This window comes from Bacteroidia bacterium (genome assembly GCA_025056095.1).
Classification (GTDB): Bacteria; Bacteroidota; Bacteroidia; order JANWVE01; family JANWVE01; genus JANWVE01.
Genome location: JANWVW010000058.1, coordinates 1 through 12,994, shown reverse-complemented (window position 1 = coordinate 12,994; position 12,994 = coordinate 1). Strand labels below are relative to the sequence as shown.

11 protein-coding genes are annotated in these 12,994 nt (G+C 37.6%); 5 read left to right on the top strand and 6 right to left on the bottom strand.

All coding sequences use genetic code 11. The features are described 5' to 3' along the window. Window positions 1–777: glycosyltransferase (locus NZ519_06310; protein ID MCS7028365.1), on the top strand; the 777-nt coding region annotated here is incomplete at its 5' end. 99 nt (window positions 778–876) lie between these two features. Here the strand turns inward: NZ519_06310 and recJ are convergent. After that, window positions 877–2,610 carry a single-stranded-DNA-specific exonuclease RecJ gene (gene recJ, locus NZ519_06305; protein ID MCS7028364.1) on the bottom strand — a complete coding sequence of 578 codons (1,734 nt, stop codon included), beginning with the start codon at window positions 2,608–2,610 and terminating at the stop codon, window positions 877–879. A gap of 108 nt (window positions 2,611–2,718) precedes the next feature. Here recJ and NZ519_06300 point away from each other — a divergent pair, with 108 nt between their 5' ends. Beyond that, on the top strand, window positions 2,719–4,863 hold the full coding sequence (locus tag NZ519_06300; protein ID MCS7028363.1) for a prolyl oligopeptidase family serine peptidase: 2,145 nt from the start codon (window positions 2,719–2,721) through the stop codon (window positions 4,861–4,863). A 466-nt stretch (window positions 4,864–5,329) separates the two neighbouring features. After that, window positions 5,330–7,717 carry an SBBP repeat-containing protein gene (locus NZ519_06295; GenBank protein MCS7028362.1) on the top strand — a complete coding sequence of 796 codons (2,388 nt, stop codon included), beginning with the start codon at window positions 5,330–5,332 and terminating at the stop codon, window positions 7,715–7,717. 12 nt (window positions 7,718–7,729) lie between these two features. Here the strand turns inward: NZ519_06295 and NZ519_06290 are convergent, their stop codons facing one another. From NZ519_06290 to NZ519_06280, 3 genes are all read right to left on the bottom strand, one after another. Continuing rightward, on the bottom strand, window positions 7,730–8,122 hold the full coding sequence (locus NZ519_06290; GenBank protein MCS7028361.1) for a hypothetical protein: 393 nt from the start codon (window positions 8,120–8,122) through the stop codon (window positions 7,730–7,732). Window positions 8,123–8,191: 69 nt separating this feature from the next. After that, window positions 8,192–8,785: a dephospho-CoA kinase gene (coaE, locus tag NZ519_06285; GenBank protein MCS7028360.1), complete on the bottom strand. Its 594-nt coding sequence runs from the start codon at window positions 8,783–8,785 to the stop codon at window positions 8,192–8,194. A gap of 2 nt (window positions 8,786–8,787) precedes the next feature. Continuing rightward, a complete protein-coding gene (locus NZ519_06280) occupies window positions 8,788–8,964 on the bottom strand; it encodes a hypothetical protein (GenBank protein ID MCS7028359.1) in 177 nt (58 codons plus the stop codon). A gap of 113 nt (window positions 8,965–9,077) precedes the next feature. On the opposite strand from NZ519_06280, the gene NZ519_06275 reads away from it, so the two are divergent. Next, the gene (locus NZ519_06275; GenBank protein MCS7028358.1) at window positions 9,078–9,782 is read left to right on the top strand and encodes a phosphate uptake regulator PhoU; all 705 of its coding nucleotides are present in this window, start codon (window positions 9,078–9,080) and stop codon (window positions 9,780–9,782) included. An 82-nt stretch (window positions 9,783–9,864) separates the two neighbouring features. Next, window positions 9,865–10,365: an EndoU domain-containing protein gene (locus NZ519_06270; protein MCS7028357.1), complete on the top strand. Its 501-nt coding sequence runs from the start codon at window positions 9,865–9,867 to the stop codon at window positions 10,363–10,365. Between the two features lie 60 nt (window positions 10,366–10,425). On the opposite strand, the gene NZ519_06265 is transcribed toward NZ519_06270, so the two are convergent. After that, on the bottom strand, window positions 10,426–11,523 hold the full coding sequence (locus NZ519_06265) for a trypsin-like peptidase domain-containing protein (protein MCS7028356.1): 1,098 nt from the start codon (window positions 11,521–11,523) through the stop codon (window positions 10,426–10,428). Between the two features lie 2 nt (window positions 11,524–11,525). Further along, a complete protein-coding gene (locus NZ519_06260; protein MCS7028355.1) occupies window positions 11,526–12,815 on the bottom strand; it encodes a YbjN domain-containing protein in 1,290 nt (429 codons plus the stop codon). Window positions 12,816–12,994 lie beyond the last annotated feature (179 nt).

The following is a 12,994-nucleotide window of genomic DNA, read 5'->3' as shown; positions in this document are numbered from 1 at the left end:
TACAAGTACTTTAAACATAAAGAACGCCAATTTTTACAATATGCAGATTATTCCATCAGCTTGACAGAAAACGCTAAGCAGGAAATTCTATCTTGGCCAGGTATGCAAAACATTCGAATAGAAGTTATCCCTTGCTGTGCAGACATTGACCACTTTAATGCAGATAAAATTTCTCCCAAAGATAAAGAGTTGCTACAAAAAAGGCTGAACATACAACCTCACCAAAAAGTGATTGGATATTTAGGTTCATTAGGTACATGGTACATGCTTGAAGAAATGCTAGCTTGGTTCAAAGTATTTTTAGAATACTATGAAAACGCAGTTTTTCTTTTTGTTACTCCTGATAGCCCAGCAATGGTATATCAAAAAGCCGAACAAATAGGTATAGAAAGTGATAAAATTATTGTTCGAGAAGCCAAGCGAGAAGAAGTGCCCTTATACTTGTCTTTATTTGATGCATCCTTGTTTTTTATTAAACCTACGTATTCTAAAAAAGGCACTTCACCTACAAAGCAAGGCGAACTAATGGGAATGAGCATTCCTATTGTATGTAACAAAGGTATAGGGGACGTGGATGCAATCGTTGAGAAAACACGTAGTGGAGTGTTAGTTGAAGACTTTTCTATTGAGTCCTACCATAAAAGTGTTCGGCAATTGTTAGAAATGCTCAAACAGCCCACGCATCACATTCGTCAGAGCGCAGTGGAAGTGTACAGTTTAGAAAAAGGCGTAGAGCGGTATCAATTTGTGTATCAAGTTTTGCAGGGGGAGCGTTAAAATTTTTCGAAGGCAGTAGAAATGAAATAGTGTATGCACCCCCTACAAAGCAGATTATACAACGAAAGTACATTTACTACACTCATCAATAACAAGTTTTCACAACCACTGCAAATCTTTTATGCGAAGTTGCAGAGTTACTTGATTATTGTATTCATTTTCTTCTAAATGATACGCTACATTAAAGTATTTATGCTTTTTGAGCTTTTGCAAAACTTCAGGTGTTCCCATTCCAAATGCAATAGCTGCAAATGCGGTTTGATTATCTTGTGTAAGAGTAAGCTGCAAGTGCTGTTCGCCTACTACTCTGTAGCCCTCTCCGCCATTAGTGTAAAGAGAAACTCTTTCAGACTTGAAAACAGGAGCCATGTTTACAGGTCCAAAGGGTGCCATTCGTTTGAGAATACGGATAAATCTTCCTCCATCATTAGAAAAATCACTAAATTGGCAAGTAGCATCAATATTGAGAACAGGTTTAAGACTATCAGGTTTTACAGTAGCAGACACTACCTCTTCAAATTTATGTGTAAATGACTCTAAATTTTCTTTTTTTAGTGCTAATCCTGCGGCATATTTATGTCCACCGTATTGTAGTAACAAATCTCTACACGCTGCAATAGCCTCATAAATATCAAATTCATATACACTACGTGCTGAACCTACTAACCTACCTTCCGATTCTGTGAGTAGGATTGTAGGTCGGTAGTATCTTTCTACAATTTTTGAAGCGGCGATTCCGATTACACCCTTGTGCCAATCTTCTTTACATAAAACTATACTTTTTCTTTGGCTATAAACCTCATTGTTACTGATAAGAGAAACGGCTTCTTCGGTTATTTTTTTCTCAAAATTTTTTCTGTCCTGATTAAGTTTATTGAGGTAATTAGCTAACTCTTGCGATATATCTTTTTGACAAGTAAGTAGCTCCACAGCGTATTTAGCATGCTCTAAACGCCCTGCAGCGTTAATTCTAGGTCCTAGTTTGAATACTATGTCATAAGTATCTATCTTTCCCCCGCTTAATCCTGATACTTGCATAAGTGCTTGGATACTGCTACGCGGCTTCTCTGCAATTAACTTCATACCATAGTGCATCATAACTCTGTTTTCTCCTGTTGCATCTACCAAGTCGGAAGCAATAGAAATAGCCACTAAATCCAATAAATCATAGACTTTTTGCATGGGAATACCCATTTTCATTGCTAGGGCTTGACAGAGTTTAAACCCTACTCCACAGCCGCTCAATTCTTTGTAAGGATAAGAACAGTCATTTCGTTTTGGGTCCAGGACTGCTACGGCGTTAGGAATAGAGTTACCAGGTAAATGGTGGTCGCAGATAATAAAATCAATTCCTTTACTTTGGGCATATTCTACTTTATCGCAAGCCGTAATGCCACAATCCAGAGCAATAACTAAACTAAAATTATTTGCTTCTGCATAATCAATACCTTGCCATGAAATGCCGTATCCTTCTTTATTTCGGTCAGGGATATAAAAATCGATGTAATCTTTGTAAAAAGGCTCAAAAAACCAATAAAAAAGACTTACGGCAGTAGTGCCATCTACATCGTAATCGCCGTAAATCAATATTTTTTCCTTTCTTTCAATAGCTTGTTGTACTCTTTGCACAGCTTTATCCATGTCTTTCATTAAAAAAGGATCATGCAAATCACTTAACTCTGGCTTGAAAAAATACTTGGCTTTTTCATAGGTATCTATGCCTCTTTTGACTAAAACCTCGCATAATGGATAAGGTGCATTATTGAGCTGCTCAGAAAGACTTTGAATCTTTTGTGCAGTCGTTCCATGTACTTCTTGGTATACCCATTCCATGTGGCAAATCTACTAAAAAAGTATGAATTGCAAAAATATGTAACCTTTATCAGCATAAATAAAATTTGCAAATCCGATGTATATCATTCTATATTTGCCAAAAGAAAGATGAAAACTTATATAGGGCTGTACTATACCATTTGTGCTGCGCTGCTTTTCGGAGCATTTCAAGGATGTAAAAACAAAACTCATTCTAAAGCAGCGTTAAAGTATCCTGTTACAGAAAAGGTAAACCAAATAGATACCTACTTTGGTAAAACTGTTCAAGATGAGTACCGGTGGCTTGAAGACGATAAAAGTCCAAAGGTAGCAGAATGGGTAAAAGCCCAAAACAAAGTTACTTTTGATTACTTGCAAAAAATTCCGTACCGAAACGCGATCAAACAAAGACTAGAAAAAATATTCAACTTTGAAAAATTTTCTGTACCTATCAAAGTCGGAGAATACTACTTTTTTTATCATAATACGGGGCTACAAAATCAAAGTGTCATCTACATACAAAAAGGGCTTTCTGGTACCCCCGAAGTATTTATAGACCCCAATGAGATAGACAAAAACGGTACTACTTCTGTACGCCTATTAAGTGCTTCTCCTGATAATAGGTATATTGCTTACGCGCAATCTTCCGCAGGTTCAGATTGGAGTGAAATTTATATCATGGAAGTTGCTACTAAAAAGAAACTGCCCGATGTCTTAAAGTGGGTAAAGTTTTCAAACGTTGCTTGGAAAGACAATACGAGCTTTTTTTATAGCCGTTATCCTGAACCTGAAAAAGGAAAAGAACTTTCAGGACAAAACCAATTTCATAGTATTTACGAGCACAAAGTTGGAGATAGCCAAGATAAAGACAAACTCATCTACCGAAATAACGAAAAGCCCCTCTTATATCATTCCGCAGCTGTAACGGAAGATAAAAAGTATTTGATTATGACAGTTGCATCAGGAACAGACGGCTTTGAAACTTATTACAAAGATTTATCCAATCCTTTTAGTAAGTTTGAGGCTTTGTTTACAGGTTTTAAATACAAAAGTAGTGTAATTGACCATATCAACGGTAAGTTTTTAGTCCGTACAGACATTGATGCACCTAAATACAGACTAGTTCTGATTGACCTCAAAAATCCTCAAAAAGAAAAGTGGCAAACTATTATTCCTGAAAAGGAGCATCTTTTAGAAGAAGTTACAGTTTGCGGAGGTAAAATATTTGCTAAATACCTTGAAAATGCTAATAACAAAGTTTATCAAATGGATTATGAAGGCAAAAACATCAGAGAAGTAAAATTGCCTGCTTTGGGCACAGTAGATGGTTTTGAGGGCAAAAAAGAAGACAAGAGTGCATTTTACATGTTCACTTCGTTTACTTATCCCCCCACTATTTACAGGTATGACATAGAAAAAAATGAATCAGTTTTACATTTTAGCCCAAAGGTTTCTTTCAATCCCGATGATTACGAAACTAAACAAATTTTTGCCACAAGTAAAGATGGCACGAAAGTTCCTATTTTTGTAGTGCATAAAAAAGGTTTAGTGCTTAATGGGAACAATCCTACCTTATTGTACGGCTATGGAGGATTTAATGTAAATCTGACACCAAATTTTAGTGCAAGCCGAATGATATTATTAGAAAATGGCGGTGTATTTGCTATGGCAAACTTGCGAGGTGGAGGGGAGTTTGGTGAAGAATGGCACAAAGCAGGTATGCGGCTCAATAAACAAAATGTGTTTAATGACTTCATTGCTGCCGCAGAGCATTTAATTGCACTCAAATATACCAATTCTGAAAAGTTAGCTATTGCAGGCGGGTCGAATGGAGGTTTATTAGTAGGTGCTTGTATGACGCAGCGGCCTGAATTGTACAAAGTAGCTTTTCCTGCTGTAGGCGTAATGGATATGCTGCGCTATCACAAATTTACCGTAGGCTGGGGCTGGATACCCGAATATGGCTGTGCAGATAGTACAGAAGTAGACTTCAAAAACTTATATGCTTATTCACCTTTGCACAATATAAAAGAAGCCTATTACCCTGCTACCTTAGTAACCACTGCTGACCATGATGATAGGGTAGTTCCTGCCCATTCTTTCAAGTTCATTGCTAAATTACAAGCGCATCAAAAAGGGGAAAATCCTGTACTTATACGTATAGAAACCGATGCGGGACATGGAGCAGGTAAATCTACCTCTAAAATTATTGAAGAGGAAGCAGATAAGTGGGCTTTTATGTTCTACAATATGAACATACAGCCTAAACTTTAATTTGTAAAAAGAATAGGTTATTTTATTTTTTTGAGTGTCCTCTGCACTAATGTTCGGTCGGAGTACGGTGCACTGTGCTAATGCACGCCCTTTGGATATCTCACGCAAGAGATCTCTGAAAAAATCGTTTTTCTGTATCTTATACTAGGTTTTAGCTTGTAAGTACTTGTGCTTGAAGCTTAAACAAAGTAACGATATACTGCAAAGGTAATCTGCGTGAGAGGCATGGAGCATGCCCGCAAGAGCAGTGCGTAGCGTTAGCGGAGCACCGAAGCGAAGCGTAGTGCGGAACGCCCCGACCCTTGCGCAGCAAGGGCACGCCCAAAAATAAAATAAAAAAGTAACCGTTACTCATTGCCTGCATTATTGCCTGCTAAACAAATTTTGAGATATTTGAAAGCACTTTGATACTTGTAAAATTAAAGCTCAATTTTTAACTTTGGCAAGCAAATTATCTTGAAAAGTTATGAGAGTTCAAAATTCATTACTAATGTCCGTAATGCTTTGTTTAATAGCTGTCTACGGACAAAATCATCATGCTCAAAATACATTGAGCAAAGCTGACCGACTATTTTTTATTGAAAACAAAGGTCAGTGGGATAGTGATGTGCTTTACCTTTGCCGCATGGGCGGCTTAGACGCTTGGATTACTAAATACGGCGTAAATTACACTTTCTACAAAATTGAATATAACCCAAATGCCGAGTTTAGCCGCAGTGCACTACCCAAAAGTAGATCTAGCCGTAACCACGAAAATGAAATTATCATTGGACACAGAGTTTTATTTGAACTACAAAACCACAATCCCAACCCTACACGAGAAGGTAAAAAGCAGCAAGAAGGCTACTATAACTACTTTATCGGCAACGATCCAACCAAGCACGCCACTTATGTGGGACTGTATAAAGAAGCTATAATAAAAAACGTATATGAAGGAATAGACATTAGATACTACTTCGATAAAAACAGGCTACGGTATGATTTCATAGTACATCCATACGCTGATGTCTCTCAAATTAAGTTTCAGCTAAGAGGGCAGGATAAGGCTTATGCCAAAGATGAGCATCAGCTATGTTTTACAACACGCTTTGGAGAAGTAGCATTTGCAGATCTACGTACTTATCAAGATAGCCGTACTATATCAAGTAAATTTGTCAAAAATGGACAATTTTGGCAAATTGAATTAGGAGAATATGACAAAAGTAAGGTAGTGGTCATTGATCCTCTCATTTATTCTACTTACCTTGGTGGAAACAACGTTGATCGAGGCTATGATATAGCCGTGGATGCCAACGGTAATGCATACATAGCAGGTCATACTAATTCAACTAGCTACGACACGACCCCAGGTGCATTCCAAACCACAAACGGTGGAAGCTACGATGCTTTTGTTACGAAATTAAACCCCACTGGAACAGGATTGGTCTATTCTACTTATATCGGAGGTAGCGAGGTTGAAGATGCATTCAGTATAGCTGTAGATGGCAGCGGTAGTGTATATATAACAGGCTACACGGAGTCACCTAATTACGACGTTACTACGGGAATATTTCAAGCTATTTACGAAGGTAAAGGCGATGCTTTTGTTACCAAGTTCAACTCGGCGGGTTCAGTAATCTATTCTACTTTTCTCGGGGGAAGTGAGCAAGATGAGGGCTTAGGTATTGCTGTAGATGGTAATGGTAATGCTTACATAACAGGCATAACAGCTTCCACTAACTATGACGTTACTTCAGGTGCATTTCAAACCACTCACGGTGGAGGATCCTCAATTGCTTTTTTTGATGCTTTTGTTACAAAGTTGAATGCGTCTGGAAGTAGCCTAGTTTATTCTACATACATTGGCGGATCTAATAGCGATCAGGGCTACGGCATAGCAGTAGATGCCAACGGCTTTGCATACGTAACAGGTTATACTCAATCCACTAACTATGACGTTACTTCAGGTGTGTTTCAATCTACAAACGGAGGAGGAATAGATGTCTTTGTTACAAAATTCAATACTGCGGGAACTGGATTAGTTTATTCTACTTATATTGGGGGTAGTGGTGCTGACTGGGGTACAAGTATTGCGGTAGATGCAAGCGGAAATGCCTACATTACAGGACATACAAACTCAAACAACTACGATGTTACTTCGGGCGCTTTTCAAACTACTTTTGGAGGAGGTGCAAGAGATGTTTTTGTTACAAAATTGAACAATTTGGGAACAGTTTTAATCTACTCTACTTATATTGGCGGAAGTGATCATGACGAAGGTAGTGATATTGTCGTAGATAACGGTGGAAATGCACATATAACGGGCTTTACGTTTTCAGCGAATTACGATGTCAGTACAGGAAGCTTTCAAACTACAAAAGAAGGGAACAAAGATGCTTTCGTTACAAAGCTCAATGCATCAGGAAGTGGATTAGTTTACTCTACATACATTGGGGGAAGCAACGATGAGGAAGGTAATGGTATAGCCTTGGACGGCAGCGGTAATGTTTATGTAACAGGTTGGACTTTGTCAGAAAATTATGACATTACCATGACTGCATTTCAAAAGACAAAAGAAGGACTCTATAACGCCTTTGTTACAAAGCTGGATTTGGCTAGTACTTCTGTTGAAGATGAGATAATTGATAGAAAAGCTGCTTTCTCTCTGTATCCGAACCCTGTTCAGAATTACTTGGTCATAGAAAATTTCATGAATACTGTGCAAGAGTACGAACTGATAGATATTTCAGGCAAAGCTTTGGAATTTTATAGACTATCACCTGGCAAAAATAGAATAGAGATTAGTTTGCCCAAAGGAATGTATTTCATTCGAGAGCAGCGACAAGGTAAAACAGAGAAATTTGTAGTAGAATAAAACGACAAGCAATTATACAACAAGCCTTGCGTATGTTTTGCAGGGCTTGTTAGTTTTTTGAATAGGTTTTTGGGCGTGCCCCTTGCTGACGCAAGGGTCGGGGCATTCCGCACTGCGCTTCGCTTCGGTACTTCGCTGCGCTTCGTACTGCCTAACGGCATGCTCCATGCCCCTCACGCAGATGACCTTTGCAATCAGGTCTTTACCTTGTTTGAGCTTGAAGCACAAGCACTTACAAGCTAAAACTTGGTATATGAAACAAAGAAACAATGGTTTCAGAGATCCTTTGCGTGAGGCATGCGAAGGGCGTGCGTCAGCACGGTGCGCAGCGAAGCGAAGCACCGAAGCGATAGCATAGCCCGTAGCACGCCGACCTTGTGGGCATGAGCGCAGCGAAACGCCCACAAGGGCACGCCCAAAAAAAACAAAAACTAAAAATCGAAAACTCAAACGCTTACTTACTCAAAAATAAACCTAACCTACGACACGCTTTATCCATTTTTGAGCAGCTTCCAACTGACTATTCAAATCATGTACACCATCATTGTAAATGACATAATCTGCTTTGTGCAATTTGTAGTCATCAGAGAGTTGTTTTTCTGCTCGGACTAATACATCCTCTGAACTCACATTATCCCGCCGACACACTCGCTCCAAACGCACAGAAATAGGCGCATAAACTACTATCACTGCATCAACTTGAAGATAAGATTGACTTTCATACATCAAAGCTGCTTCTTTGAGCACAAAATCTAAATGGGCATGCTGGGCTTTCCACTCTTCAAAATGGGCAAATACAGCAGGATGCACAAGCTTATTAAGAAGATTAAGCTTGACATTATCCCGAAAAACAAGGTTTGCAAGTTTAGTTCGGTTTAGCGTATTGTTTTCGTAAACATCTTCGCCGAAATGCATTTTTATTTTTTGGATTAGTTCGGCGTTATGGTTCATAAGCCATTTAGCTTGGGCATCGGCATAGTAAACAGGGATAGATTGGGCTTCAAACCATTTGCATACCGTAGTTTTGCCCGAACCTATCCCCCCCGTAATTCCAACTACTTTCACCACGTTTATTTGAGGTGAAACTCCCTACGAATTTGATTGATAATAAATTTTTTTGCGTTATTGAAGTTAGCTTCTCCTGATCCGTCAAAAAATGCTTTCAATTTTTGATATTCTTCGGGTCGCTCTGCTTTAAAGGCATCAGGATTGATTTTTTTCTTTTTTAGATATTCGTCAAAGGTCATGGGCTTTGAGAATTTATTTCCACAAAATTATCAAATAAAATGACAGTAGCAAAATAAGGTTGAGTATTATTTTATTGTAAAACTGCATTTTTTATACTGCATTGTTGTTATTTTTGCGTGCTTATTTTTTCAGCACGCTCCTCATGATTTATATTCCCGATAATGATTTTGAAAAATTGAAGTCTCGCCTGCATAAAATGCTTGTTTTAGTAGAAGAGCAAGTAGAATTTACCTTTAGGGTTATTCAAGACTTTAACTTAGAACTGGCTAATCTGGTCATTGAACGCGATAAAGCTGTGGACAAGCATGATGTAAAAATTGAAAAACTGTGCCAAAAAATTTATTATACTCAAACGCTTTCAGAGCAAGATAGCCGCTACCTGATGGCTGTTATGCCAATAGTCATAAACTTAGAACGCATAGGGGATATATCTGAAAATATATGCCGTAAATGTATCTACATTCATCAACAATATTCAGGTCATTTGTATGTGCCTAACGCCATTCAGGAAATGTGTCGCATAATAACAAAAATGATTAAAGGTATGGTACAAGCAGTACAAAAGCGTGATTCAGATGTAGCACACAACGTTCGTTTGTATGATGTAATTATTAACAGGTTAAACGCAGAGAACTTTGGTTACTTGAAAAATAAGATTATTGAAAACGTTCAGCATACAGACTATGCCATTCAATACATTTTAATTTCTAAAGATTTGGAGCGCTTAGCTGACCATATTAACGATGTAGCAGAACAAGTAATATTTATTGTGGAAGCTGAAGTAGTGCGCCATAAGTTTATTGGGGATATACGTTGATAACCCCACAAAAAATAGAACATAACAAGCTATTCAAAACCAAAAAAAACACTATATTTACATTTAGCCTAGTACTTGAATTATGAAACAACGTTTGCTATTTATCTCATTCATTTTTTTCGTACTTACCTTACAAGGTTCTAAATGTAGAGTTAAAACCTGCCCTCCTGATTATAGAGCGTACAACCTTCATCATCTTACGCCAAAAGGTTTTGACCATATCTTTCGGGGAGATTTTAAGTCAAGCGGGGAATGCTCAGGCTGTCATCACATTTCAGCCGAAAAATGTGGATATGTAAAAATAAAGAAAATAAAAAAGAAAAATAAACAAGGCATTTTTACCGCAAAGATAAGCATGGAGCATAACGGTATATTTTGCGAAAAAGAGCATAGTACTTTCTTTCCCCAAGAATGGTCTATTCAACACACTCTTGATAAAATTGAGGAAGCTTATCAAAATAGCAAACTAATCCAGAGCGAAAAAAGAATAGGTAAAACCAAAGAAGGAATAACAATTACCCTTTTAATGGATAAAAATGCCCCCACTAAAATTTTTAATGCTTATCCTGTGTTGGAGGAATAAATATATCTGTTTGAGCAGAGAAACAAATTATTTACATTCTTTTCTGATATGAAAAGCAGATTATTCCTCTATGCGTGGTAGCGCACCAAATTGTTCTATTAAGATAGTGTCATAGTAGTCTGCTTTTAAGAATAAATCCTTGAATACTTTGAGTGCGTAGTTGTAGTTAAAATCTTGCTCATAAATAATCACAGACAGTACAATATTTTGCTTGTTAATACTTAGCGATAGCCCTTCTAACTTATCATTTTCGCGAAGCAAGTATTCGTATAAGGATGCTATGTTTTGTTTAGGTATATGGCACAAGTACGCGTCACCGATGATAAAATAGGTTTCTGGATTAAAGTTTATCCAAATTTTGGCACTACCCTCATAAATTTCCCAATTATTGAATCCTCTGCGAGATAAACGTACATCTTTGCCAAGCGCCTTTATGATTTTTTCTATTTCCGCTGCAATGCCTTCGGGAACGTAAGTGTCTTCTGTATCGCATTTAGGTATTTTAATCTCTGCGCCGCAAGAAGGACAATATTTACCGTCAATAGTAGTTGGCGTTACTACGGTATTGCAAGAAGGACACCTAACTGCATGTACTCCATACTCTGCAACATTTCTATAATCTTCGAATGCGTTATGTAGATATCTTACAGGTAGGGCAAAACCTAAGCCATCTCCTCCCGATATGATGAAAGAATTTATCCCAATAATTTCACCTTCTTTGTTGACCAAAGGACCTCCGCTGTTTCCAGGATTGATAGCAGCATCAGTTTGAATGTAAGCAATTCCATTTCGTATGCGTTCTGCTTTTGAAATAATCCCAGAGGTAGCGGTATAGTTTTGTCCAAAAGGATGTCCGATAGCCACTACGGGTTCCCCATCGCGGGGAGGGTCTTTGTCTAATGGAATATTTGGCATTTTATGGTTTTCTGGTGGGCGAATAAAGGCAAGATCGTGCTTTTCATCCCAAAAAAAGACAGGCGCCATTGCTTGTGGAAAGGTTTTACCACTAATTCTTACTTGTGTATTTTCCTTTACCACATGATGATTAGTTACAATAACGTTAAAATCACCCACATAGAACCCTGTGCCCGTGCTTTGGGGGGTAGCAATCTGAATAATAATAGGTTGTAGTTTATCAATCAATTCTTGCAAGTTCATAATTAAAAAGCCCTTTGATAGTTGAGATTAGCAATAGCATTAGTATAAGATAGCAAAAAGTCCAGTAGAGAAGTATACTTGAGCTCTCCTGCACCAAGTAGATTGATATAAGGAAAATAATGATGGGCTTCTGTTTGAATTTGATAAATTTTAGCCATGATAGCAGGAATGTTGAAAGTGTTTGTAGAGGCATCGTAAAGCTTTTCGCTGTAGCCCATTTCTGTAAAAAAATCAGGTTCAAGAATTTGATACATCAAAACTATCCAGTTTTTAGTAATATCAGGCAAGCCATAGTGAAAAGAACAATAAGACAAACCGTATTCAACCACAGAAATGGCTACGTCTAAATATCCATTTTCTTTATACCACTCATGATTAGGATTAGCGCTGCAAATAGAGCGCACTACATCGTCATGATGTACGGGCTTACCTATGCCAAATGTTTGAATAGAGTGGTAAAAGTCTTTAAGTACAGCAGCTTTATCTCTGCTAAGAATTTCCTTAAGTATAGTAATAATTTCTCTATTTCGTTCTCGCAAGGTTGTTTCAGAACTTTTCCAATAAATCTGATTCATGGCTTCTAAATCGTGCATCAATTTGCCTTCGGGGCTAAGCAAAAAATCTATCTTGTAGATAAGGCTTAACACTAAATACCCTATTGCACCATCTAAATTTTTTTCTTCTAACTGTGGATAGCGGCTTAAAAAATCATTTATCCACTTGACAAGGTACTTGTATTTAATTTCTTTATGGGCTTCACTTTCATGAATAATATGGCTATCATCTATCATAGAAATAGCCCCTGTAAAATCAGCAGTTAATAAATCATCTTGTTTATCTGCCCGTACGGCTGCTTCTTTGAAAGCATAGTACAATTTACGTGGATGTCCACCTTCTATATTAGAGTCATATTTTAAGACAATGGTATCATCTTCCTTCAAGCAAAAGCGTGTGTAATTAAGGTTAAAGTTCATCTCTAATAATCGGCGCATAGCAGCCACACTTTTGCGCTCTAATTTAGCTACAGGGGCTTCTGCTACAATTCTTTGATTGTCTATATCAATATATCCTCTAAGTACCTTTGAGCCTTGAAAAATTTCAAAGTTTATTTTTTGTCTGTTTATAGTGTATTTAACATTATCGAGTTCATCATCTTTTAAGTATTCCATGAAAGCAGGATAAGACTTTGAGTAGTTTTTTTGGGCATATTCGATATCACACTCGTTCCACTTATCGCTTTTGGATTTAGCTTTGAAGCCATCAGAGTATCGTCCAAAGGGTATTTTGGTCATAAATTGTTGGTAAAAAGTTATGCAAATCTATTATATTTATTCCACAAAAACAAAGACAATGAAAAATTACAGATTGCTCTACGAATGTGTTTAAAGTTTTAATTTTTTTGGGCGTGCCCTTGTGGGCGTTTCGCTTGCGCTCATGCCCACAAGGTCGGCGTGCTACGGGCTACGCTAAC